Annotated in this window: 22 protein-coding genes; 13 read left to right on the top strand and 9 right to left on the bottom strand. The window is 62.9% G+C overall.

Features of this window, described 5'->3' with window-relative positions; translation table 11 throughout:
• Positions 1-22: 22 nt before the first annotated feature.
• A complete protein-coding gene (locus tag HNQ39_RS20585; protein WP_184201198.1) occupies positions 23-991 on the bottom strand; it encodes an aldo/keto reductase in 969 nt (322 codons plus the stop codon).
• 41 nt (positions 992-1,032) lie between these two features.
• On the opposite strand from HNQ39_RS20585, the gene HNQ39_RS20580 reads away from it, so the two are divergent.
• Positions 1,033-1,599, top strand: coding sequence for a hypothetical protein (locus HNQ39_RS20580; RefSeq protein WP_184201195.1), 567 nt, complete (start codon positions 1,033-1,035; stop codon positions 1,597-1,599).
• On the opposite strand, the gene HNQ39_RS20575 is transcribed toward HNQ39_RS20580, so the two are convergent.
• Positions 1,596-3,872 (bottom strand): tetratricopeptide repeat protein, encoded by a 2,277-nt coding sequence (locus tag HNQ39_RS20575; protein WP_184201192.1) that lies wholly within the window; start codon positions 3,870-3,872, stop codon positions 1,596-1,598. The genes HNQ39_RS20580 and HNQ39_RS20575 overlap by 4 nt on opposite strands.
• Positions 3,873-3,951: 79 nt before the next feature.
• Between HNQ39_RS20575 and HNQ39_RS20570 the strand changes: the two genes are divergently transcribed.
• The 4 genes from HNQ39_RS20570 to HNQ39_RS20555 are packed head-to-tail and all read left to right on the top strand — an operon-like array spanning position 3,952 to position 8,081.
• Positions 3,952-5,781, top strand: a complete 1,830-nt coding sequence (locus HNQ39_RS20570; protein ID WP_184201188.1) for a thiol-activated cytolysin family protein — start codon at positions 3,952-3,954, stop codon at positions 5,779-5,781.
• A gap of 1 nt (position 5,782) precedes the next feature.
• Positions 5,783-6,532, top strand: a complete 750-nt coding sequence (locus HNQ39_RS20565) for a hypothetical protein (protein ID WP_184201185.1) — start codon at positions 5,783-5,785, stop codon at positions 6,530-6,532.
• The gene (locus HNQ39_RS20560; protein WP_184201182.1) at positions 6,529-7,053 is read left to right on the top strand and encodes a fasciclin domain-containing protein; all 525 of its coding nucleotides are present in this window, start codon (positions 6,529-6,531) and stop codon (positions 7,051-7,053) included. The genes HNQ39_RS20565 and HNQ39_RS20560 overlap by 4 nt, the downstream gene beginning before the upstream one ends.
• A gap of 8 nt (positions 7,054-7,061) precedes the next feature.
• A complete protein-coding gene (locus tag HNQ39_RS20555) occupies positions 7,062-8,081 on the top strand; it encodes a TolB family protein (RefSeq protein ID WP_184202681.1) in 1,020 nt (339 codons plus the stop codon).
• On the opposite strand, the gene HNQ39_RS20550 is transcribed toward HNQ39_RS20555, so the two are convergent.
• Genes HNQ39_RS20550 through HNQ39_RS20535 form a run of 4 tightly spaced genes read right to left on the bottom strand, consistent with a single transcriptional unit; the run spans position 8,078 to position 12,123 of the window.
• Complete coding sequence (locus tag HNQ39_RS20550) at positions 8,078-8,848, bottom strand: polysaccharide deacetylase family protein (RefSeq protein ID WP_184201178.1); 771 nt, start codon at positions 8,846-8,848, stop codon at positions 8,078-8,080. The genes HNQ39_RS20555 and HNQ39_RS20550 overlap by 4 nt on opposite strands.
• Positions 8,845-9,936 (bottom strand): glycosyltransferase, encoded by a 1,092-nt coding sequence (locus HNQ39_RS20545; protein WP_184201175.1) that lies wholly within the window; start codon positions 9,934-9,936, stop codon positions 8,845-8,847. The genes HNQ39_RS20550 and HNQ39_RS20545 overlap by 4 nt, the downstream gene beginning before the upstream one ends.
• Positions 9,936-11,024 carry an LptF/LptG family permease gene (locus tag HNQ39_RS20540; protein WP_184201172.1) on the bottom strand — a complete coding sequence of 363 codons (1,089 nt, stop codon included), beginning with the start codon at positions 11,022-11,024 and terminating at the stop codon, positions 9,936-9,938. The genes HNQ39_RS20545 and HNQ39_RS20540 overlap by 1 nt, the downstream gene beginning before the upstream one ends.
• Before the next feature lie 10 nt (positions 11,025-11,034).
• Complete coding sequence (locus tag HNQ39_RS20535) at positions 11,035-12,123, bottom strand: LptF/LptG family permease (protein WP_184201169.1); 1,089 nt, start codon at positions 12,121-12,123, stop codon at positions 11,035-11,037.
• A 128-nt stretch (positions 12,124-12,251) separates the two neighbouring features.
• Here HNQ39_RS20535 and HNQ39_RS20530 point away from each other — a divergent pair, with 128 nt between their 5' ends.
• Genes HNQ39_RS20530 through HNQ39_RS20515 form a run of 4 tightly spaced genes read left to right on the top strand, consistent with a single transcriptional unit; the run spans position 12,252 to position 15,215 of the window.
• Entirely contained in the window at positions 12,252-13,079 is an 828-nt protein-coding gene (locus tag HNQ39_RS20530; protein WP_184201166.1) for a zinc ribbon domain-containing protein, read from the top strand.
• 3 nt (positions 13,080-13,082) lie between these two features.
• Positions 13,083-13,697 (top strand): nicotinate-nucleotide adenylyltransferase, encoded by a 615-nt coding sequence (gene nadD, locus HNQ39_RS20525; protein ID WP_184201163.1) that lies wholly within the window; start codon positions 13,083-13,085, stop codon positions 13,695-13,697.
• A 15-nt stretch (positions 13,698-13,712) separates the two neighbouring features.
• On the top strand, positions 13,713-14,225 hold the full coding sequence (rsfS, locus tag HNQ39_RS20520) for a ribosome silencing factor (RefSeq protein ID WP_184201160.1): 513 nt from the start codon (positions 13,713-13,715) through the stop codon (positions 14,223-14,225).
• 9 nt (positions 14,226-14,234) lie between these two features.
• Positions 14,235-15,215 carry a zinc-ribbon domain-containing protein gene (locus HNQ39_RS20515; protein ID WP_184201157.1) on the top strand — a complete coding sequence of 327 codons (981 nt, stop codon included), beginning with the start codon at positions 14,235-14,237 and terminating at the stop codon, positions 15,213-15,215.
• A 6-nt stretch (positions 15,216-15,221) separates the two neighbouring features.
• On the opposite strand, the gene HNQ39_RS20510 is transcribed toward HNQ39_RS20515, so the two are convergent.
• A complete protein-coding gene (locus HNQ39_RS20510; protein ID WP_184201154.1) occupies positions 15,222-16,316 on the bottom strand; it encodes a Gfo/Idh/MocA family protein in 1,095 nt (364 codons plus the stop codon).
• 116 nt (positions 16,317-16,432) lie between these two features.
• Between HNQ39_RS20510 and HNQ39_RS20505 the strand changes: the two genes are divergently transcribed.
• A complete protein-coding gene (locus HNQ39_RS20505; protein ID WP_184201151.1) occupies positions 16,433-17,335 on the top strand; it encodes a hypothetical protein in 903 nt (300 codons plus the stop codon).
• A gap of 170 nt (positions 17,336-17,505) precedes the next feature.
• On the opposite strand, the gene HNQ39_RS20500 is transcribed toward HNQ39_RS20505, so the two are convergent.
• A complete protein-coding gene (locus HNQ39_RS20500) occupies positions 17,506-17,988 on the bottom strand; it encodes a hypothetical protein (protein ID WP_184201148.1) in 483 nt (160 codons plus the stop codon).
• Positions 17,989-18,126: 138 nt separating this feature from the next.
• Here HNQ39_RS20500 and HNQ39_RS20495 point away from each other — a divergent pair, with 138 nt between their 5' ends.
• The 3 genes from HNQ39_RS20495 to mutY are packed head-to-tail and all read left to right on the top strand — an operon-like array spanning position 18,127 to position 20,777.
• Positions 18,127-19,431 carry an MFS transporter gene (locus HNQ39_RS20495; protein ID WP_184201145.1) on the top strand — a complete coding sequence of 435 codons (1,305 nt, stop codon included), beginning with the start codon at positions 18,127-18,129 and terminating at the stop codon, positions 19,429-19,431.
• Between the two features lie 18 nt (positions 19,432-19,449).
• Positions 19,450-19,710, top strand: coding sequence for a hypothetical protein (locus HNQ39_RS20490; RefSeq protein ID WP_184201143.1), 261 nt, complete (start codon positions 19,450-19,452; stop codon positions 19,708-19,710).
• Positions 19,707-20,777, top strand: a complete 1,071-nt coding sequence (gene mutY, locus HNQ39_RS20485; RefSeq protein ID WP_184202645.1) for an A/G-specific adenine glycosylase — start codon at positions 19,707-19,709, stop codon at positions 20,775-20,777. The genes HNQ39_RS20490 and mutY overlap by 4 nt, the downstream gene beginning before the upstream one ends.
• A gap of 3 nt (positions 20,778-20,780) precedes the next feature.
• Here the strand turns inward: mutY and HNQ39_RS20480 are convergent, their stop codons facing one another.
• Positions 20,781-22,559 carry an outer membrane protein assembly factor BamB family protein gene (locus HNQ39_RS20480; protein ID WP_184201139.1) on the bottom strand — a complete coding sequence of 593 codons (1,779 nt, stop codon included), beginning with the start codon at positions 22,557-22,559 and terminating at the stop codon, positions 20,781-20,783.
• Between the last annotated feature and the right edge of the window lie 24 nt (positions 22,560-22,583).

Here is a 22,583-nt window from a genome sequence, read left to right as displayed (position 1 = left end):
GCTTTACCTCAAGGCGAAACGATTACCAGGCGTAGGCCTCGGGGGCGGGGCCGCCCTTGCCGACCGGTGGGAAGATCTCGTCGAGCTTCTTGAGGGTCTCGGCCGAGAGCTGGATCTCCAGCGCGCGCAGGCTCCCGTCGAGCTGGGCGGTATCACGCGGTCCGATAATCGGGGCGGTGACGATCTTATTGCTCAGGAGCCAGGCGAGGGCGACATCTGCGGGCTTCTCACCCATGCCCGCGCAGAGCGCCTCCCAGGCGGTAATCTTGGCGGTCAGGGCCTCGTCGAGCTTGATCCCTGCGCGCCGTCCCTCGGTCGGTTTCTGGAGAATCCCGCCGAGCAGACCGCCGCCTAGGGGGCTCCAAGGGATCAGGCCGAGGCCGTAGTGCTCGCAGGCGGGGATCACTTCGAGCTCCACCGTGCGGGCATTGAGGTTGTAGAGGCTCTGCTCGCTGACGAGGCCCAGGAAGTTGCGCCGCTTGGCGTTCTCCTGCGCCGCCGCGAGGTGCCAGCCGCCGAAGTTCGATGAGCCGATGTAGAGCACTTTCCCCTCGCGCACAAGCTGCTCCATCGCCTCCCAGCACTCGTCCCAGGGGCAGTCCCGGTCGATATGGTGCATCTGAAACAGATCGACGTAGTCGGTCTTCATGGCCTTGAGGCTATCCTCGCAGCCCTTCTTGATGCGCAGCTTGGAGAGGCGGCCTTCGTTGGGCCACTCGCCCACTTTATTGTAGGCCTTGGTCGCCAAGACCACCTTCTCGCGGCGGCCACCGCCTTGGGCGAAGTAGTCGCCCATGATCTTCTCGGTGATGCGCTCGCCCAGCTTCCAGCCGTAGACATCGGCGGTGTCCCAGAAGTTGATGCCCAGCTCCAGCGCGCGGTCCATGATGGCAAACGAGTCCTCCGGGCTGGTCTGTGGCCCAAAGTTCATCGTCCCTAAACAGAGCCGCGAGACACGCAGCCCGGTTCGTCCTAAACGGGTATATTGCATAGTGTTTTCCTCCGTCGCGGATGGTACCATAAACGCACTCGATGATGATAAAAAAGCTCTTCACCTTGGCGGCTGTGGTGCTTCTGCTACCAATACTGGGGGCCGCGCAAAAGCCGACACCCAAGCCAAAAACAAAGCCCACCCCGACACCCCAACAGGTGCAAAAGGCGCAGCTCGCTGCGCTGATTCGTCTGGAGAAAGCGCAGCGGAGTGCCTTGCTCGCACAGCAGCGGGCGCGGGTAGCGCAACAAGCACGGCTCGTCAAGGCGCGTCAGGCCCAGGGAAGAGTTAACCCACCCTTGCGCATCGTGGCGCGTCCCCCCGCTCCGACGCCGCGGCCGACGGTATCCAAACCAACTCCGACCCCTGCACCCGCACGCTCGACAAAATTTACCGGTGTGATTACCGCAGTGGACCTGGACAGGCTCACCGTGACCCTGGGCCTTGCGGGGGGTGAGCGCACCTTTTCCTTCACGCCAACGGTCTCTCTTAACTTCTACAGCGGTGAGGGAAACGGCCTCAAGAGCCTCACCAAGGGCACGACCATCGACATCACCAGCGCCGACGGTAAAAACGCCGATGTGCTCGTCGTCCACGACCTGCCCTAGGTCCCGTTGAGGCGCGTCAAACCTTCCTGGTCCTGGATAGCGGTGAAGGCGTCGTGGGCCTCGGTGCGGAGGGTGGCGATTTCTTGGGGATCGTCGAGCAGGCGGCTGAGGGCGAGGGCGATATTGCCTTGCTCTTGCCGATAGCCAACCGCCCTATGGAGGGAGAGAGCCTCGCGCCAGAGGGTGATGGCGCTGGCGTGCTCGCCAAGATCACGCTCCACGTAGCCCAGCTTGCTGAGGGCAACTCCCAGACCAATCTCGTTACTGTGGTGGCGGTTGAGGCCCACGGCTTGCTGGAGATAGTCGCGGGCGGCGGCGAGGTTGCCGAGATCGTGCTCGATGATACCCAGGCGAATTAGGGTCGCCGAGGGGGTGCCTTGCTGCGAGGTTTGAAGGAGCGCCAGGGTCTTGCGGAAGAGCTCGCGGGCGCGGAGAAAGTCCTGCTGGAGGCGGGCGTTCACTCCGAGGTTGCCCAAGATGCGGATCAGCAGGCGCGTGTCTCCTGCTCGCTCACAGAGCTCTCGTGCTTGGTCGAGGAGGGCACCGGCACGGGTGGGATTGTCACGGGCTTGTTCCAGCAAGGCTAAGAAGTAGAGCAGGCTCGCCTGCTGGGGGTGCTGTGGAGCAAGTCGAGCTAGGAGGTCTTCGTAGAGAGCGATTCCCTCCTCCGTGCGTCCTTGGATCACAAAGGCATCGCCCAGCTCCACGGCAAGCTCCGCCGCGGTTTCGTCATTGGCGACGGTGAGCGCCACTCGCAGGTTGTCTCGGTGGAGCGCGAGGCGCTGGAGCCAGGTGCTCTGGATTTCGTTGTCGTATCGGTAGGGGATGCAGGTTTGGGCAAACTGCACAAGACGCTGGCGGTCGCTGGGGAGCTGGTGGGGGGCGAGGAACTCACGAAGGGTCTCTAGTAGGCTATAGCTCCCCGAGGTAACCCGGAGCCAGGACTTATCCACCAAGCGTGTCAGGGTCTCAAGAACCTCAAGCTCATCGGTGCCCGGCGCAAAGGCCACGGCTTGGGCGAGGCTCCGCGGCCAGCTCCCCACGAGCACCGAGAGCGCAGCCAGAGTGCGCTTCTCGTCGGCGCTGAGCTGCTCCCAGGAACCATCGACCGTGGCCTGGAGGGTCTGGTGGCGGTCCACACGTCGCTGATCGGAGCGCAGCAGGCGAAAGCGGTCTATCAGGCGCGCCTCCAGCTCCTCGATCTGCATCACCCGGAGCCGCGCCGCCGCCAGCTCCAGCGCGAGAGGTAGCCCCTCCAGCTTCTGGCAGAGGCTCCGTAGCGCGGCTTCGGGGAGCTCGACTCCCGGCTGGGAGAGCCCCGCCCGCTGCGTGAAGAGCGCCAGCGCGTCATCGTCGCTGAGCGGCTGGAGGCGGAAGAGCACCTCCCCCGGAAGCTGGAGCGGCTCGCGGCTCGTGACCAGAGCACGGGCCTGGTGGCAGCGGCTCAGGAGAGCCTGGAGCACCCGTGCGGTGGTCTCGGAGAGATGCTCCGCATTGTCCAAGAGCAGGAGCGTCGAGCGTCCCTGAAGAGACTCACAGACCGCTTTCTCCGTCAGTGTCTCGAGCTCCAGGGCCTCGGCGAGCGCCTGCCAGAGCCGAGCGGTGCCCGTAGCGGCAGGTAGTAGGGAGAGATCCACAAAGGTCGCCTCGGGAAACTTGGTGGCGACCGCTAGCGCGAGCCGTGTCTTGCCGAGGCCGCCCATTCCCAGCACGCTCACGAGTCGGATTCCCTCGCGCTGGAGGAGCTCCGTAAGCCGCGAGCGCTCTTGGGTGCGGCCCAAGAACGGTGTCAGAAAGGCGGGGAGCCGGGCTGAGCTTGTGGGGGTGAGAAGCGCCCGAACCGCCGCCTCACGTTTTTCCCGCTCGACAAGCACCCAGTCGTCGGTGAAGCCCTCCAGAAATGGACCGGTGTAGAGAGCCTTGGTCGCGTCGGTGTCGCGGCGCTGAAGAGCATTGTCTAGCGCGGCGACATCGCAGAAGAGGGGGCCAAGCTCCAGACGAAGCGCCTGCTTCCCCTCCGCGATCACCGCCTCGGCGTCCTCTCCCAAGCTCCGGCGCAGGATCGCAAGCGCCTGCCGAAGGTTGGTTGCGCCCGTGGCAGGGTCGCTCTCCGGCCAGAGCACCTCCGCGAGGTACTTTCTGTCCACGCTTCGTCCGGCATGGAGCGCCAGCAAGGCCAGGAGCGCCAGCGCCTTGCGCGTGCGAGGAAGGGGGAGGGGCTGGACAGCGCGCTGGAGCTGCGGTGGGCCAAGGAAACGAAGCGTCAGCGACACAGGGAGCAGTTCGCGATATTCACGGAAAATCCCTGCCTCGTTCACGAATCGTTCACGGTGGACGCACGAGACTGTCAACATGAAAAATTATTTGCTTGCAAGTAGTCTGGCAGTGGGATTGATTTTGGGGGCTAGTAGTGCCGTGACCGCACAGAAGCCGCCCAAGGCCCAAGGCATCCCCCGTGGCACAACGGTGGTTCCTGCGACGGTCAAAGAGCCTCCCAAGTCGGACCGCCTCCTCAAAGACCGGGTCATGCTCCTGGCGAACTTGGAGACCACGACCTCGTTGGATGCGTTCTTCGAGGCGCTCCCTGCCTGGGCACCGCGTGAGGGCGATGCCATTCTGCCGCCCACCGTGCGCCGCATCGCTCCCAACCTCGACACGCCGACACCCCAAGGCGGGGATCCGGCAACCAGCACCGAGAAAGAGGGGAACCGGGCCTACAATGTCACCCGGAGCCGCTACTCGCTCACGACCAATCCCGCCGCTATTGTCAGCTTCGATCCCGCTGCGGAGTTCTTCTGGCCGGGGAGCCTGCTGCAGGAAAACGGGCTACGCGCCGGGCTGGGCTCGCTCAATAAGATTCCGAATCTGGAGACCAAGCGTGCTCCCCTGCGGGTCTTTGTGGTCAATCCCAGTGTCTCCAATGGCAGCCGGACGGTCGCCGAGCCCAGTGGTGCTACCGTGGGAAGCGCAGTCGGCGAGCTCCGGGAGCTACTCAATGGGCGCGATATCCCGACCTCCTCGGACTTTAAGTACACCCGCGCCGACTCCGTGGAGCAGAGTGCGCTGAGCCTGGGAATCGATGCACGGTACATGACGGGCTATGTCAAGAGTGTCTTCTCGACCAAGTCAACGGCGCGGGAGGAGTCGATCAACGGGACCCTGATCCTGCGAGGCTACACGATTGCGATGGAGCCGCAGGCACCGGGCTGGCGCGGGTTCTTCAACGAGAGCTTCACGCTCGACGATGCCCATGCCCTGGCTCGCATGAAGGTGATCGACCATAAAAACCTGCCCTGCTATATCGCGACTGTCACCTACGGAACCATTGTGGCCTTCAACATGAAGCGGACGCTCACCGAAGACGAGCTGAAGGCCAAGGTGCAAGCCGGGGGGAGCATTGGCTTTGCCAGCGCCGATGTGAGTGTCGCCGCGGAGCAGCTCCGCCGCGACGAGAAGACCACGATTACGTTCACGACTATCGGAGGGCCAGCGGATAACGTGGTCCGGGCGGCGTCTTCGACAAACTTCAACCAGATCATCCAGGCGCTACTGGCCCGAGCCCCGAAGCCCTCCGAGATGGCCCCGATCTCCTACACCGTGCGCTCTCTCAAGGACCAGGCGCTGGCGAGCATGATGCGCACCACGGAGTATGTCCACACCGAGTACGCTCCCAATCCCGCGGGCGAGACCTACGAGCTGCGGCTCTATGTCAAGATCAACGACTCCGATGACGGCGTCCTGGACAATACCGTGGAGTGCTACGGCGAGGCGCGGCTTGCCGGGCAGAAGTTCTGGGAGATTCCCCGGACGAAGGCCGACGAGACCAAGCGCGAAAAAAACGGCACGATCGATATCGGCGATGGCGGCGACTTCGGGGGGGCGGTCACCCCGCACACGCTGGACTACTACTACGACACCAAGGAGAAGCTCAAGCTCGATATCCGCATCATGGACCGGGATGGTGGGAGCAAGGACGATCTTCTAGGGGAGTGGAAGCTGGAGATCGATCCCCGCGAGTGGGCAAAGCGGGGCGAGGTAGTCCTGGTGGGGCCGACCCACCTCGACGGTAGCCCCGTACTCCTCAAGGTTCCCGGCCTGCCTGTTCCTGGGTTTCCCAATGGCGTGCCGACAACATCGCCGGCAGAGCTACACATCACACTCGTTCGGAAAGGATTTCTCTAAGATGAAGGCAGTTTTGTACTCCGCACTCACCGTCTGCGTGCTCGCACCCGCCCACGCCCAGCTCAAGCCGAGCAACGAGCGCACGCTCCTGATCAACGACACCCTGGCCTCGGAGCGGCTCCAGCGGGTCGGGGACTCCGTGATGGTGCCGATCGCTGATGTGGCCAAGGCACTCGGCCTGACCGTGGTGAAGACCTCCAAGGGCTATGCGCTGGTCAAAGACGGTGGCGCGAACCAGGTGGAGGGCGTGCGTGGCAAGCTGGGGGAGACGGTATTCGATGGCAAGTGGCGGCTGACAGTTACTAATCCCCGAGAGGTGCCGTCGTACACTCTGGAGACCAAGACCGCCACGGACTACGGCCTCATCAATCCGATCGCCAAGATCAATGGCACGACCTACGAGCCCAAGCCCGGCTACCGGCTCCTGGTCTACCGCTGCGAGGTCAAGAACGGGCAGAAGTCGGCGCAGCAGCTCTGGTGGTACCAGAGCGACACGCACACCGCGCTCGCCGATGCCAGTGGGGAGTCGTTTCCTCCGATCCTCACCGATATCGCCTCCGAGGCGTTTCAGAGTAAGCCGCTGCTCCCGGGGGCCAAGCTGGAGTTTAATCTGGTTTTCTGTGTCCCGACCAGCGCCAATCCCCGGGAGCTGGTCTTCACGCTTCGCACGGTCGCCGACAAGGGCAGCGATGTGCGCATCAGCCTCACCGATCCGAACCTGAACGCGAACCGAGGCGGTAAGAAGCGATGAGACAGAGTGCCCCGATTCGTTTTGGTGAGCGTCCCAAGCTGGAGTTTAAGGACAGTGGGCTCCTCGCCAGCCTGCGCCGTGTGGAGCGGCCTGTCCAAGGCAAGAACGAGCGCATCCTGACAGCCTTTGCGGAGCTGGTCGAGGCGAGCGGGCTGGAGCGGGCACTCTCCGCACGGCCCTTCACGCTTCTTGTCCCGCACAATGTGGCGCTGGCTCGGTTCCAGCGCCCCGCCAAGCTGGAGCAGCTCAAGAGCTTTGTCTGGGACCATGTCCTGGAGGGGCGGCTGACCCTGGGCGGGGCGGGCTCCAAGGAGCGCTACACGTTTCCTCGGGATGGCCAGGTGCGAACGATGGCCGGGCACCTGCTACGCGTGGAGCGCGGCGGCGACGGCAGGTGGCTTGTTACCGGCGGCGCTCCCGGCACGGTGCGATTCTTAGAGACCGACCTGCCCTTTGAGCCCGGGGTGTTCCACATCCTGGAGCGCCTTGCTCCGGTCTCGACACCGACACGAGTTGACTGAGAACGAAGATGAAAAAACAAATGCTCTGGACTCCGACACGCCGCGAGTTGCTTCTGACAGGAAGTATCGGTTTATTCGCGGGATGTGGCGGCGGTGGATCTGTCACACCAGGTGCGACACCAACCCCGATTCCGACACCGACGCCAGGCTCCACACCAACCCCCACGCCTTCACCTGTTCCGTCAGGGCGTCGAGAGCGCTTTGGGTATGTGGAGCGGACTGCGGGAGGCTACCGGCTTGCCAGTGTGCGCACCGATGGCACCGACTATCAGCCTGTGAACATGCCCGAGCAGCCCAATGTCTTCTACCCCAGCTGGTCGCGCAATGGCCATAAGATCGCCTACGTGGTGCAGGACTTTGTGACCAATCGCTACAGTCTCTACACACTCAACGCCGATGGCTCGGATCATGCGCTCTACAGTGAGGGGCTGGAGCCGAGCTGGAACGCCACGGGGACGCAGCTAACGTTTCTGACCGTGCATAGCCAGACAACGCCGACCCCACGGAACTGGATGGCGATCCATGCCTACGATGTTGTGAAAAAAGAGCAGGTCTTCCCCTTACCTGGCAACTCTCCACCGGTGATTTTTGAAGGAGGCATCTCCGCAAACACAACCCTCCGTCGCCCCCTCTGGCGCGGCGACAGGAAGCTGAGCGTCTCCTACAGCGCACAAAACTTAGTCGATCTCAGCTCAAGCTATGGACTCCTGGACTACACCACCGCAACACCGAGTCCGATCCTTCAGAGCAGCTCTCTCGGCTGCTTACTCTATGACACTGCTCCCGACGATGGCATGGGAATTGTCCGGCAAGGTACTAAAGTCTACTGGCTCTCGGGAGAGAGCCTGAGCTTGCTGAAAACGACCTCAAACACAGGGGGCGGGCGCTTCTCCCCCGATGGCGAGCGGCTCTGGATTGATCTTGAAAACGGCAAGGGGGCACGCTTCTACGACCGGAGCCTAAAGGATGCTGGGGCACCAAGCAACCTCCCCAACAGTGTTATCGAGTCCTGGTTTTTCGAGGCTTAAGATGACTCTCGACGGCGCTTGTCCTTGCGGCTCTCGACTCGCCAGCGGAAGTTGAGGGCACCGGGGCCGTAGGTGAGGGAGAACGGGGGGACGTGGTAGATGGAGACACGAGGGAGGCGCAGCAGGTCCTCGCCCGTGGCGTTTACCCGGCCGTGCTGGGTCGTGGTCGCTGTCTGGTAGCCCGCCTCCCGCACCAGCTCGACAACTGCTTCGTTGAAGTGGCCGTAGGGGTAGCAGAAGTGCGGCACCGGGCGCTGGAGCCGGTCTTCGAGCTGCGCCTTGGAGCGGATAAGCTCGTCGTGGGCGGCCTCGGGCGAGAGCTGGTCGAGCTTGGGGTGGGTGGCCGTGTGGGCACCGAGGGTGACGAGCGGGCTGGCGGCGAGGGTTGCAATCTCGCTGGCCGTTAGCAGGGGAGTCGCCTCGTAGCCCTCGGGCTCTACCCACTCGTTGCGCCCCCCGATCCGCTCGCTGACCAGATAGATCGTGTAGGGCCAGCCAGCCGCCTCAAAGATCGGGTGGGCATTGGTTAGTACGTTTTGATAGCCATCGTCGAAGGTGAGCACCACCGGCTTCTCCGGGAGAGGGCCACCGGCCAGCCCCGCGACAAGCTGATCGAGGGAGATGGCGGTGTAGCCGCGGCTCTTGAGCTCCTTGACCTGGCGGGCGAGCTCCTTGGTGGTGACATAGAAGTGCTTGTACTTATCCGGGCGCTCGGTGCTCTCGACCGCGTGGTACATCAAGATCGGAATGGGTTGTTTCTGGCTCATCGGGTGACTTCCTCGTAGAGGGCACAGAGGTCGGCGAGCTGGCGCTGCGACGAAAACTCGGTCTGGACACGGCACTGCCCCGCGGCTCCAAGGGCCTGACGCAAGGCGGGGTTGTCGAGGAGGCTGGCGAGTGCCTGCTCGGTCTCTTGCGGTGCATTGGGCGGGACGAGAATCCCGGTCTGCTGATCCACCACCACCTCCCGGCACCCCCCGATACTGCTCGCGACCACGGGCACGCCCGCAGCCGCCGCCTCGATCAGTGCCAGCCCAAAGGCTTCGTCGGTGGGAAGGTGCACCAGAATATCCAGGGAGCGCATCACACGCGGAATCTGGTCGCACACCCCGGCGACGAGGCTACGGCCTTGAAGGCCAGCGGCGGCGAGCTTTGCCTGGAGCTCAGAGAAGCGCAGCTCCGGGCCATCGGGTCCGACAAAGACAAAGTGCAGGTTGGAGTAGCGCTGTGCGAGGCGGGCGGCGACCGGCACGAAGCTCTCTTGTCCCTTGGTCGTCAGCCGCCCCACCATCCCGATAACCAGGTCGCCTTCAGGGATCTGCCACTCTCTGCGAAGGCTTGTCGCTTCCACAAAGGTGTGGGGATCGATCCCGTTGTAGATGCGCCGGACGAGCCCAGGGCGCAGCCCATGCCAGTGCTCGAGCTCCTGGCGGGTAAACTCCGAGACCGCGATAATCCCGCTGACCTGGTTGAAGAAGTGCCCTGCCAGGCGCAGCGGCTCGCCCAGCGGGCGGACCACATGGACATGCAAGAGCACCGGGCAGCGTGTCAGCTTTCCTGCCAGAGTCGCGGCCACAAAGTCCCGGCGTGCATGGCTATGGAGTACCTCGGCTTCGTGGTCCCGGACGAGCTGTGCTAGGGCGCGTACCGCCGAGAGATCGGCGCTGTTGCGGAGCTGGAAGGGGACGGTCTTCACCCCAAGACGCTGGCTGGTCGCCTCAATAAAGCTCCCTGGGGGGCAGGCGATCACGACACTTCCCCCGTGTGCCTGGTAGTCCACCGCCAGGGTGACGGAGTGCCGCTGGGAGCCGCCATTGTCGGTGGAGCTGGAGATGGCCAAGACGCGCGGGAGCACTAGTCGGCCCTCATCAGGAGAACCAGCCCGATAATGAGAAAGAGCACGTGGGTCGCGAAGGCGCAGAGCACTGGTGGAATCCACCCCGAGAGCGCGACCGACTTCATAAACAAGACCGTGTTCCAGCCCACAAACACAATCACAATCGAGAGCAAGACCCCGGCAAACGAGCCCGCCTTGGAGAACTTGAAGGCCAGCGGGGGGGCGCAGAGGGCAAAGACAAAGCACATGGTCGAGAGCGCGAGCTTGAACCAGCCGGCGGTCTCGGAGATGAGTGCTTGTTTCTTGTTTCCTAGCTTGGCGTAGGAGCGTGCGGCTGCCTGGAGGCTCTGGAAGCGCTCGGCGGTCTGAAAGCCACCCTGGAGCCCCCAGAATGGGAGGGTGCTGGAGAAGTCCGTCCGCGCGATCAGTGGGGTCGGATAGGTCGGATAGGTGGACTGACCCGTCCGGACCCCCTGTGAGTCGTAGCGGTGCTCGGTGACATTTTGGAGGCTCCAGCGCCCGCTATTGGCATCGTAGCGCGCCTGGGCGGCCAGCAGGACGCGGGTTTTTTGGATCATCGTGAGATTTTGGAGCTCCCAGGTTGTCGTGCTGGTGCGCTGGCCGCTCTGGAACTGGATGAGCCACTCGCCAGAGTCGCCGCCCCGGGTGGTCTGCTCGCTCTCCATGGTGCCGGGAAGGTTTTGGCTCATCCCCAGGAGCTGCTTGCGGCGCTCACTGGCACGGGGCTGGAGCTCGTTGACCGTCACCAAGCCGAGGGCGGCGAGGAGCAGGCCCAGGACAGCAAACGGGAGAAAGATGCGGGTGAGCGGTGTCCCCGTCCCACGCAGAACCGTGAGCTCGTTGTCGCGGGCCAGGCGGTTGGTCGCCAGCGCCGCGCCGAGGGCGGTCGCCACAGGAAGCGCCATCTCCAGGACATTGGGCAGGTCCCAGTAGATCTGCTCGAGGAGCTGGCCGACCGTGGCGTGGTCCCGCGCGAGCTGGGTGGTCGCCTGCTGGAACTTCAGGGCGATCACCAGGAGCATTGCCGTGAGCAGGCCGACCATAAAGGCCTGGGTAAACTCCTTAAAAAGATAGCGATCACACAAGCGCAACAGCCTACTCCAGCTTTCTGAGAAACCACAGTGCCGCGACGGTGAAGAGCACGGCGGGGGCGATCGCAGCGACGAAGGGAGGGAGCCAGCGGTTGAGTGCAACCACCTCCGCCCCGGTCAGCGCGAGCACCGCCAAGAAAACTATCACCAGTGCGAGCATGAGGGCCGCGAAAGTTCCCGCGCGTGCAAAACGGATGGCGAGGGGGACCGCAAAGAGCGCAAGGGGCAGGCACATCAGCGGTAGTCCCAGCTTTCGCCACCGAGCGACCGCATAGACCACAGCGCGGCGCGGATCGCGCTCTGTGCGGGCGCGCTCCATGAGCTTGGCGCTAGAGAGGTTCTCCAGCTGCTCATCGGAGGGCATGCCGTAGCCATTGATTTTTTCCAGGCTGACGGAGATCTCCTCGGAGCGTGCGGTGAGCTCGTAGTCGACACTACGATCCGGCTTGTAGGCATGGACCGCGACATTGTCAAAGTTAAACTGCTGCTGCCGGTACGAGCCACGGGCCGCGGTGGTGATCCGCGGGGGGGCGCCCGACCCACGCTCTAGGATGGTGGCATCGTAGACCACGAAGGTCTTTCGCCCGGAATTATCCCGCTTGCCCTCGGCGCGAGCGAAGCTAAAGACATAGCTCTCGATGGGGATCATGGTCGCGGTCTCGATGGCGTTCTCGGGGAGGTTGGTGAGGACGCTCTGGACATCGCGCTGCTGCTCCCAGACCCAGGGTACGACATTTTCGAAGAGATAGATTCCCGCCCCCGAGAGCGCTAGCCCAATAAACACGAGCGGAGCAAAGGCGCGGCGCAGCGAGACACCCGCGGCGCGGAGGGCGGTGAGCTCGCTATCCCGGGCGAGGCGGCTGGTGGCGAGGCTGGCCCCCACTGCAGCGGCGATGGGGAGGGTGCGGACGAGAACCGTGGGAATATTGAAGAGCAGGATCCGCGCGACATAGGCAACCGGCCACTTCTCGGACATCATCCGGTCCAGGAGCTGGTAGAGCGTGTTTCCCACGAGCATGAGCAAGAAGGCGAGCAGGCCGATCAGCACAGGGACCACGAGCTCCGAGAGGAGGGATCTATCACTCAGGCGCATTTCTTGTACTCTGCCGCATCCAATCGCATCTCAGTATCGTCTAAGGAATTAGTGTAGCACATGTGACGGTTTCTGCCTGAGGTATTACGGGCGACCGTGCTATAATTATAGGAGAGGTACTCAGACACGTGGTGGATGAAAACACGGGCAGCTCGCGGTTGATCTTGACGGAAGAGGAGCCCGAGACCAAGGTGGTGCGAATTCCGCTCCCGCCGCAGCTCAAGGCGGATGAGGAGCAGCAACGCGAAGCGGAGCGCGCTGCGGATGCGGTCGCGCAGGCGGCCCTGCTTCAGCATGCCCGACGCGGTGCACAGCTTCCCCCTCCTGCGGTCAGCGCCCCGCCGGTGGTAAAGACGGTCGAGGCCAAGCCGAAGCAAGCGGCCGCTCCCGAGAAGTGTCCCTCGTGTGGCCAGACCATCTCGGCACAGGATGCAGGCTTCTCGTTTTGTACCCACTGCGGTGCCGATCTTCCCAAGGCGAGCCTGAGCCTGGAGAGCGCCCCCCGTGTCGAGCTGCGGCCTCCGGTACGCATGCAGACGCCCCAAGAGGAGGTCTTGCCCAACGGGGTTCGGGATACCCGGGCAACCGTCCGCAAGATCGTCCAGGTCCATAACGGTGTTGGGCAGCTTCAGGCCCAGCAGGTCGCCAGTGGCACTACGTCCAGCACAACCAGCTCGGCCCAGGTCGAGATCGAGTTTCGCCGCGAGGTCAATCCCACCGTCCATGCGATCCTCTCGTTTTTGTTTCCGGGCGTGGGGCAGCTGCTCAACGGGCAGGTGGGCAAGGGAATCTTGCTGATCCTGGCCGCTTTTGTGGCAGTGACCCTGTTGCGCCTGGAACCCTTTGGAATCCTGATGCTGATCCTGCGGGCGGGGATTGGAATGGATGCCTACAAGATCGGTGAGAAGCGTCGCAACGGCCAGAAGGTCGGTGAGGGCGACTGGGAAATCGCCTAGGCCGTGCGAAAAATCGGCATCTTTGGCGGCACCTTCGACCCAGTGCACTACGGGCACCTGCGGATCGCGGAAGAGGCGCGGGAGCGGTTCGGGCTGGCTCATGTCTTATTTGTCCCCAATCAGGTCTCGCCCTTCAAAATTGGGGATACCACAACTCCCGCCTCCCTCCGTGTCGCGCTAGTGCGGTGTGCGATCGAGAGCAACCCGCACTTCTCCCTCTGGGCCGGTGAGCTGGAGCGGGAGGGGCCAAGCTTCACGGTCGAGACCCTGCGCCGCCTCGCGCAAGAGTTTCCCGCTGATTCGCTCTACTTCCTTACCGGAACCGATGCCGTGCGCGATATTGGCAAGTGGCGCGAGCCCGAGGCCTGTGTCGCGCTGGCGCAGTTCGTTGCGTTCTACCGCCCTGGGGTCACCGAGTCCGAGGCGCGGGTGGGGGTTCCCGACCTCATAGAGCCCAAGATTCTCTTCGCGGAGATGAACGGCCTGGATATCTCGTCCACGGAGATTCGTGAGCGGGTAGCCGCAGGCCGCTCGATTCGCTACCTCGTCCCCGATCCTGTTGTGGCACTGATTGAGCAGCAGGGGCTGTACCGGCCCGCCGGACATCCCCCGGTATGATAGAGTGAGTTCAAAATGTCGAATACAAAAACACTAGATTCCCAGGCTAAGGCCGATATCCTCCTGGAAGCGATCGACGATCGCAAGGGCCACGAGCCCGTTCTGATCGACCTGCGTGACAAGGTCAATGTGGCGGACTTCTTCCTCATTGTCACGGCAACCTCCACGCCCCACCTGCGGGCACTGGCGGAGAATATCCTGGAGCGCTCCAAGGACGAGCCAGGGATGTCCAAGCCCAATGTACAGGGTGAGGCCAGTGTTGAGTGGGTGCTGATGGACTTTGGCGATATCGTGGTCCACTTGATGAGCGAGGAGGCCCGGGAGCGCTACAAGCTGGAGCAGTTCTGGACAACACCTCAGCCCAAGGGTGCCCTTCCTCCGATGCCTGGCACGGTCTTGGCCGAGACGCCCCAGAATGCCTGGGATGTCGAGGACGACGACGATGAGGACGACGACGAAGACGATGCATTATTTTTTGCCTCGCTAGACACGGAAGTGGAACCAATCGACGAAGACGACGTCGAATAGGCAACGTCTATGAGCGACACGGCGGAAAAACCTCTTTTTTGTGCCAACTGCGGCGAGCGCAATCCCAGGACCAATAAGTTCTGTGGCTCGTGCGGCACTGTGCTGGTGGTTCCGCCGTCGGGGCCGGCCTCTGAGGTCGTAGCCCCGGCTCCCGCTCCTATCCCTTCCCAGCCGGTGGCACCCACGGTGGCACCGCAGCAACAAGCCGTTCGGCCGGAGCCTGCACCGGTGCCGCAGATCGAGATTCCCCGTGATCCCCTGGCGCGGGAGCGAGAGCTGGAGCGCTTGCTCACCCGTGCCAATGTCGAGCGTGCCCGCGCACTTATCCGCGACTCCCGCAAGACTCTTGGACAGGCTCTAGTCCTGGCGGAGCATATCTCCCCAAGTGCCGCCGCGCCGGTCTACGAGCAGCTAGGCGATCTCTTGGCGGCGGAGGAGCGGCTGGTCGAGGCACGGGAGCACTTTGAGAAAGCGCTTGCGGTCAGCAAGGGGGAGCGTGCCTCGGCGGAGAAAAAGCTCGCGGAGGTCTCCCTACGCCTCTCGGACCAAGAAGCCATGGCACGCCTCGGAGGGGCACTGGCTCCCAGCGAGGACCTTGCCGCCGTGCTCCAGGCACCGCGTGCAGGGCGACGGCATGCGGGAATGGCGATGCTCCTCTCGCTGGTTCCGGGCTTTGGCCAGTTCTACTGTGGTCAGATCCTCAAGGCCGCCGCGATTCTGGGGGTCTTTGTGGTCGCCATTACCGTGGTCATGCTGCAGCCAGACCGCGATGCCCTCTTTGAGCACCTGGCCGGGGCGTTTGCCTTTGCCAGTGGCAAGATCAAGTCGCCCGCCCCCAACACGCTCACCGTTGTCTTTGCCGTGATTGCCTTCTCCGCCTGGGTCTACTCCGTGGCGGATGCTCCGTTTACGGCGGGAAAGACCGAAGAAGCGGACTCTCCCCACCTCACCCCAACCCCGATGGGCTCCCGCTCCGATTGGGAGCCCTAGAGGTTCTCACTCCCCCAGAAGCGTGACCGTGCGCCGCTCTCGGGCGGAGAGCACGGCGCTATCGACAATCTGCTGACCAATCCGACAGAGCGCGGGATCGAGCGGCCCATGGAGCGCGCAGCCCGTCTCCAGGTGGTGGATGAGGTGCTCGATGGGGTTGCGCCAGCCGGGTGCCAGCGTGTCCACGGGAACCTCGTGGGTCTCCGGGCGCTCTCGGGTCTGGAGGCGGATCACGGGCTCGTAGTCGTAGCTGGAGATCGTCCCGTGTGTCCCCAGCACCACAAAGCCACACTTGGGCTGTGGCTGCAGGGTCCAGGGATCGGTGAAGGTGCCCCAGCGGGTCTCGAACTTGGAGAGGCCGTAGGGGCTGGCGTAGCGGCAGACCATGATCGAGTGCTCATCGACCTCTAAGCCGGGCTTGTTATCGGTGACACAGGTGACCTCGAGCGGCTTGCGGCCATCGAGAAACCACGTTCCGAGTGTCACGCCGTAGCCTAGGTAGTCCTGGAGCGAGCCGCCGGCGGCCTCGCGCTGGTACCACCATGCCTGCGACTTCTGGCGATTGGCCTCCTCCTCGGTGATCTCGACTTTGTCGGCGATATGGCGCAGCGGCCCGCGGTTGCCATCGTAGTAGTGCACCTCAAGGACCTCACCAATCGTCCCCTCGGCAATCAGACGCTTGGTGGTCACGTGGGGCGGGTACCATGCCAGCGGCCAGTTGATAATCATGGTCTTGCTCGTGGCAGCCATCGCCGCGATCATCCGGTCGGCGTCGGCGAGGGTGGCGGCAAAGGGTTTCTCGACTAAGACATGGGTCTGGTAGGGGGCAACCTCCACGACTGCCTGCCCATGCTCGGCGGTCTTGGGGCAGAGGATGGCAATATCGGGCTTGGTGGTCTCCAAGCAGAGCTGCCAATCGGTGAATACCTGATCTTCTGTCAGGCCAAAGGCAGCAACGGTGCTCGCCATCCGCTCCCGGCTCTGGTCGGCGATTCCCACCAGCCGAGCCCCAGGATGCTCGTGTACCTGGCGGAGCAGGTCGCCCATGTGCATGTGGTCGAAGTTGATCCCAACGACGTTGTAAAGGCGCGATGTAGACATGGGGGATAGTACGGCGACCGCACCGCGATGTCCTCCCCGCACATCTCATCAAGAGTTTTCAATAAAATGGGACAGATGGCTTCAAAAAGGTCTGTTATCTACCGATCTAATATGTCATGAGACACTTTCTCGTTGGTCGTGTGGTGGGTATTGCAACCACTCTCTTTTTTCTTGGGGTCGGACCCGCACAGGCGCAGCTAATCTCGGGCTCGACATCACGGTGGAATCCGATCCTCTATGGGACCAATGGCGTCGCCGATCCCGCCAACGACCAGCAGACGGGCCAGCGTGAGTCCGATATTGTTGGGACGACGGCGATTCCTAGTGCCTACATGGCCTTTGACCCTGCCACGGCGGGCAGCCTGACAGATGGGACTCTTTATTTTCGCCTTCGTCTTGCGGAAGACAGCCAGTCCGCGGGCTACAGTGGTTTTATCTGGGTGGGGATCGATGCCAATAGTGATGGCGCGATCGACCTCTTTGCCGGGGTGGATCGCCAAGGCAATAACTCCCAAACCGTGCTGCGAAATCCAGGAACCGGCGCCAATACCTCCCCCAATACCACCAGTATAGACACGGCCAACTTGGCGACATCGCCCTACCAGCACACGGCCAGCAACTACGACTGGGCGGCGGTGGGTGCGGCAAACTACACAGGCTCGAACTTGGATGTGGATGCCGGTGGGCAGACCGACTTTTTCATGAGCTTTAGTGTCCCTTTCCAGGACATTGTCACGAACCTCAATACCACAGGGACGGGGCGACCCACGCCCCTCTCCATCAACCAGAACACGAACCTGCGTTTTGTGATTGCTACCTCGCAACAGGGAAACTCCATCAACCAGGACATCAACGGCGGCAATGTCCCGATCAACTCGGCATCCACCTACACCTCTCTGGGAGTGATCTCGGATACCACGACCCTCACCGCACAGATCACGGTCCCCGAGGCGGGATCCCTGGCGTTTGTATTGTGGGGTGGGGGGCTTGGGTTGCTAGCGTATCGACGGCGCACGTGAGCCCTGTCTTCAGGTGGCGTGGCGTAAGCGTACGCTGCGTTTATGCGATACCCTGAGTATAGACAATTCTTATTCCTTTCTGTCGGTTCGAATTCATCTAAACTTGGGGGAGGTCCTTCTCCAAGCTCGTGACGAGAGCTAGCGGGGAGGATTTTTTTTGTCGCGTGTTGCTACGGGGTGAGCAAGAGAGTCTCCGCCCGGCTTGTCATACGGTCTAGAGCGGTGGCGACCTGGCGATGTAGTTCGCTCTCGCTGTCTGTGACCCGGATTCGGTGACTCAAGGTCTTACACTGCCGCAAGATCGTCTTTGCCTGGTCTGGCTGTCCCTTTGCCTTTGCCTGCTCCGCTTCTTTGATGAGGTCTTGACAGAGCAGAATTACCTGTGTGGCGGGGGAGACCTCGGAGCTCAGGGGCGTCTCTTTGGTGATGTGTAGCGGCAGGTGGGACTGCCTCTCCAAGAGCCTGAGTGCTGCCTCGCTGCGGCCCTGTTCGAGGAGCATGAGCACCGTGCTACACTGAATAAACTGCTGGTCCACGGGAGTTCGGGGAGCGTGGCTGGTCGATGGTGAAAAGCCCGCGCGTGCACCGCGTAGCGCGATCAAAAGCAGCAGCGTACTTCCCACGGCGGGAAGCCACACAGTAAACCTTGGCATGATCTCTCCTAAGTAAATCCTCGGTGTCGCACGAGGCTACTTGTATATAGGTAGATTGCCTCTCGATTTTCAGATGCTCCTACGAGGGAATTTCTGTTACAATGCGTCCTATCTGTTACGTGGATTGAGGACAACGCAATGTCGGACAAACTCCGTCTGCGCCTGCTACTGGGCGCGATGATGTTTTTTCAGTATGCCGCCTGGGGGGCGTGGGCTCCCGTGCTGGGCGCGACCTTGGGGAGTGCGGAGGGGCCGTTTAAGGCCAGTGGCTCGCTGATTGGGGCGATCTTTGGGGTACTCTGGCTCGCTTGTATCTTTGTGCCCTTTGTCGGAGGCCAGCTGGTCGACCGAACAATAGCGAGCCAGAAGTACATGGGGATCTCGGCGCTGTTCTGTGCGCTGGCTGCCTGGATGATGTCGCAACAGACCAGCACCGGGAACCTGCTCCCGGAGATCTTCCCGATCATCCCCACCGGAGGGTTCGCGCTCTGGCTCGTGCTCTGGTCGGTGGCATTTGCGCCGTCGATTGGGATTGGTAACGCCATCGTACTCCACCACCTCGCCAAAGAGACCGACACCACCGAGGCGGAGCGTGAGCGAGCTTTCTCTATGATCCGCACGGCAGGAACCGTGGGTTGGATCGTCGTCGCCTTTATCGAGGGCTGGGCCAAGTCCGCCTTCCCCAATATCCCCGTGGTGGAGATGGCAGTCAGTGCGATCGCCGCGGTGCTCTGGGCAGTGGCATCGTTCTTGGTGCCCAATGTTCCCCCGGCCCTCAAGGGAGTCGATCCCTTTGCCTTCAAGCGCGCCTTTACGCTCTTTGGGAAGGTTCCTGGCTTTACGGCCTTTATGATCATCTCCCTGATCGCGTCGGCGGAGTTCCAGTTCTTCTACACCCTCTCGGGCCAGTTCCTGGGGAGCCTTGGGGTTCCTGAGGCCCAGATCGCTCCCTACAAGTCCACCAGCCAGATGGCCGAGGTAATCTCCTTGGCGTTTCTGTTGCCGATCTGTTTGAAGAAGTTTGGGATGCGCTGGACCCTGGTGATCGGGACTCTCGCGTGGTCGGTACGCTACTTTATCTTTGCGACCAAGCTCTTCTTGCCGGTCGTGTTCTCGCTCTCGCTACACGGGGTTGGGTTTGCCTTTGTCTTTGTGACAAGCTACTTCTATATCGACCGTGTCGCCCCCAAGGACATCCGCGGGAGCGCACAGAGCCTCTTTACCCTGGTTACGCTGGGCGTCGGCAACTGGCTAGGCTCGATTCTCTCGGGTAAATTACAGGATGCGTTCACGACCAAGTCCGGGGAGGTCTCGACCGTAAACTGGCCGATGGTCTTTATCGTCCCGGCTGCTCTCACCCTTTTCTCTGCGATTGCCTTTGCGGTGACATTCAAGGAGCCGAAGGTATCGGAGGACGAGCTGCCGGCGACATTCTCTCACTAAGAAGAATCAAAGGAAAACATGCAAAACTATCTTGCCTACTACTGGATGAAGCAGGGCGAGCGAGGCCACAACCTCTGTGAGACCCTGACAGCCGCTTCGTACCAGGACGCTCTCCACCAAGTCGAGGGCCGCCTGAAGCGTCAGTTCTTCACCTTTGTCTCCGAGAACAAGGGGCGGGTGCTGGTGGTCAGTGCCCATGTGCAGTTTGTGGAGCTGGAGGGGATCAACAATGATCTCCCCTTCGATAATCCCGAGTTCGTCGGAGACAGCGCACTCTGAGCGGGTTTGTCTCGCTCCTCTTAGACTGGTACGCCACCGCGCAGCGCCCGCTCCCGTGGCGGCGTACCCGCAACCCCTACGCGATCTGGGTCTCGGAGATGATGCTCCAGCAGACCCAGGTCGCCACCGCGATTCCCTACTACGAGCGCTGGCTGGCGCGCTTTCCCACGGTCCAAGACCTTGCCGATGCCCCCCTCGAGGATGTTCTCAAGCACTGGCAAGGCCTTGGGTACTACGCCCGAGCCCGCAACCTCCATAAAGCCGCCAAGCTCATCTGCGAGCAGCACGCCGGGATCTTTCCGACCACCTATGAGAGCGTCTTGGCGCTGCCGGGAGTGGGGCGCTACACTGCCGGCGCGATCTGCTCGATCGCCCTGGGCCTGGATACCCCGATTGTCGATGCCAATGTGATCCGGGTGCTCTGCCGTGTCTATCAGATTCCGGGCGATCCCAAGCTCCCCAAGACACAGGACGTGCTCTGGGAGAGGGCTGCGGCGCTGATCCCTTCTGGGCACGCCGGCGCGTTCAACCAGGCGATGATGGAGCTCGGCGCACTCCACTGCCTCACGCCTCCGCGCTGCACCCACTGCCCTGTGCAGAGTGTCTGTGGCGCGTTTCAAGACCAACAGACGGACCGCTTCCCCGAGTTTGCGGCAAAGAAAGCGTTCACGTCCCAGCGCGATGTCTGTCTCTGGATCGAGTGGGACGGGCACTTTCTCCTGGTCAAGCGCCCCGACGACGGCCTCTGGGGGGGGCTCTACGAGCTTCCGCGGGTGACTGCGTTGGAGACGGAGTCTCTGGAAGAGGCGGCGGCGCGTGCCCTAGCGAGCATTGTCGGGGGCACCGGGCGGGTCGGGCGGCCCTTGGCGAGCCTGAAGCATGGCGTGACCACGCGCAAGATCACGCTGACGGTGCTGGAAGTCGAGAGCGCGGTCGTTCCGAAGGCCCTGCCCGCAAACCTCGTCTGGGCGAGCTGGACCGATCTGGCGCGCTTTCCGGTTTCGTCGCCCCAGGCAAAGCTCCTTGCCACCCTGCAAGAGAGCCGCTCGCAGCCGTCGCTGTTTTAAGTCCTAGTGGAGCACCAGGAGCTCACTGCTCCCGGTGGCGCTCTGGAGAGCGAGCGCACCCGCAGAACCAACCGGGGCGGCCAGTCCGGGGGAGCCTCCGCCAAAGACCGTCGTGCCCCAGAGATACTGCCCTGTAGTCGTGTCCAAGAGATAGAGCGGTGCTGTGGTGTAGGTCGCGGCCTTGGAGAGCGTGACCGCAACCTGGCTTCCCACGCGCACCGCGAGAAAGCGCTCATTGGGAAGAGGAGTGTAGGGGAGATAGTTGCTCCAGAGTACGGTGCCGTCGGAGGCGCGCAGGGCCTGAATCGGCTGGCACGTGGGATCGTCGACGGTGGGCAGGACCAGCAGGTCGCCGCTGGGGAGCGTGCCACAGACCTGGCGCAGGCCCGTCTTGCTCCAGAGCGGTGTCCCCGTCGCGGCGTCGTAGCTGGCGCAGTAGGTCTCGCCAAAGGCCAAAACCTTGCCTTGGTCCGGGGTGAGAACGACTTGCTCGCCGGAGGCCGCGACACTCCAGAGCTTTGCCCCGTTGGCCAGCAGGATCGCCCGCAGCTCGCCGGGGGAGTAGGAGAGCATCAGGGGCGGCGTGCCACTGGTGCGGAGCCCCACAAACTGGCTCTGTGCGGGGACACTCGTGGACCAGGTGAGGCTACCGAGCGTACTCTGGAAGACCGCGTAGAGGCCGGCGGCTCTATCGAGATTGATTAGGCGGGTGGAGTCGGCCCAGACCAGTGTCTGTGTCGCCAGCGACTTGCTCCAGAGCAGGTCCCCCGATGTCATGGCGCGCGCCTCCAGATAGGGTTCGTTGGTGACCGCGACTGTCTTCTGCTGGAAGATCGCCGTCGCCGTGGCGTTGCCCGGAGCTCCAGAGCCCGTGCTCTCCCAGTAGAACGAGCCGGTCTCACTGCTATGGATGCGCAGGCCGGCGGAGGTGACAACCGCAAGAAAGCCACCCGGGAGCGCGGTGAGCTGGGCACCGCTGCTGGGGAGCGAGCGCTGCCAGACGAGAGTCCCGTTGCTGTCGATACAGGCGAGAACCGTGCCGTGCACGAAGGCGAAACGGCCGTCCCCGAGCCCAAGGATGCTGGAGAGCGGGCCGCCGAGCGTGTAGCGTCCTTGGGTGGGCGCGGTCTTCGAGGGCTCCCCGACACAGACCGGGCGGGTGAGGGTGCCCGTCTTCCCGGACTCCTTCTCGGTCGCGGTGAGCTGTGCGATCCCGAAGCCCCGCTCCACAAAGCTCGCGGTCGAGCCAGTGGGGGTGAGCGTTCCCAGGGTCGGGTCGCTGAGCTGCCACTGCCACTGGGTGGGATCGGTTAAGACCGCGCTTCCCGCACTGTCTCGTGCGATGGCGCTGAGGGTGAGCCCTGTCTCGCCCTTGGTAAGCTGGGTCTCGATCCGCGTAATCACCGATGCCAGGGTCAGCGTGACAGGCTCCAGCTTGCCCTTGAGGGTGCTAAAGGGAATACTCGCGCTGGCCACCACCGTGCCGGTGCCATCGGTCGTGGTGTAGGCGCTGGCCACCAGGGTAAGCGCGGTGGCAAAGGGCAGGTCGGTGAGCTGCTCCTCGCTATCGGGGCCGGCGAGGTAGAGGCGCTCGACCAGGAGCTTGGTCCCTTGCTTGATCTGCACACGGACACTCTTAGCGACAAGCGGCAGGGCTCGTGTTGTGTCGGGCCAGTCCAGGGTAAAGCGCACCCCGGTGGGTGTCGTCACCCCCCCGCTAGAGCCACAGCCTGCGGTCAGAGTCAAGGTCAAGAGGAGCGCCGTCCGTCGTGAGAGCTTCATGGCAGGATTATATCGTCTGCGAAC

Source organism: Armatimonas rosea, assembly GCF_014202505.1.
Lineage (GTDB): Bacteria > Armatimonadota > Armatimonadia > Armatimonadales > Armatimonadaceae > Armatimonas > Armatimonas rosea.
Note: the sequence above shows the minus strand (reverse complement) of the source record. Positions and strands in the feature narration are given on the sequence as shown.

Bases quoted from the DNA above. Each gene is read 5' to 3' on its own strand.
- HNQ39_RS20585 (WP_184201198.1), bottom strand. From the start codon at position 991: ATGCAATATACCCGTTTAGGACGAACCGGGCTGCGTGTCTCGCGGCTC.
- HNQ39_RS20580 (WP_184201195.1), top strand. From the start codon at position 1,033: ATGATGATAAAAAAGCTCTTCACCTTGGCGGCTGTGGTGCTTCTGCTA.
- HNQ39_RS20570 (WP_184201188.1), top strand. From the start codon at position 3,952: ATGAAAAATTATTTGCTTGCAAGTAGTCTGGCAGTGGGATTGATTTTG.
- HNQ39_RS20565 (WP_184201185.1), top strand. From the start codon at position 5,783: ATGAAGGCAGTTTTGTACTCCGCACTCACCGTCTGCGTGCTCGCACCC.
- HNQ39_RS20560 (WP_184201182.1), top strand. From the start codon at position 6,529: ATGAGACAGAGTGCCCCGATTCGTTTTGGTGAGCGTCCCAAGCTGGAG.
- HNQ39_RS20555 (WP_184202681.1), top strand. From the start codon at position 7,062: ATGAAAAAACAAATGCTCTGGACTCCGACACGCCGCGAGTTGCTTCTG.
- HNQ39_RS20550 (WP_184201178.1), bottom strand. From the start codon at position 8,848: ATGAGCCAGAAACAACCCATTCCGATCTTGATGTACCACGCGGTCGAG.
- HNQ39_RS20535 (WP_184201169.1), bottom strand. From the start codon at position 12,123: ATGCGCCTGAGTGATAGATCCCTCCTCTCGGAGCTCGTGGTCCCTGTG.
- rsfS (WP_184201160.1), top strand. From the start codon at position 13,713: ATGTCGAATACAAAAACACTAGATTCCCAGGCTAAGGCCGATATCCTC.
- HNQ39_RS20515 (WP_184201157.1), top strand. From the start codon at position 14,235: ATGAGCGACACGGCGGAAAAACCTCTTTTTTGTGCCAACTGCGGCGAG.
- HNQ39_RS20510 (WP_184201154.1), bottom strand. From the start codon at position 16,316: ATGTCTACATCGCGCCTTTACAACGTCGTTGGGATCAACTTCGACCAC.
- HNQ39_RS20505 (WP_184201151.1), top strand. From the start codon at position 16,433: ATGAGACACTTTCTCGTTGGTCGTGTGGTGGGTATTGCAACCACTCTC.
- HNQ39_RS20500 (WP_184201148.1), bottom strand. From the start codon at position 17,988: ATGCCAAGGTTTACTGTGTGGCTTCCCGCCGTGGGAAGTACGCTGCTG.
- HNQ39_RS20495 (WP_184201145.1), top strand. From the start codon at position 18,127: ATGTCGGACAAACTCCGTCTGCGCCTGCTACTGGGCGCGATGATGTTT.
- HNQ39_RS20490 (WP_184201143.1), top strand. From the start codon at position 19,450: ATGCAAAACTATCTTGCCTACTACTGGATGAAGCAGGGCGAGCGAGGC.
- HNQ39_RS20480 (WP_184201139.1), bottom strand. From the start codon at position 22,559: ATGAAGCTCTCACGACGGACGGCGCTCCTCTTGACCTTGACTCTGACC.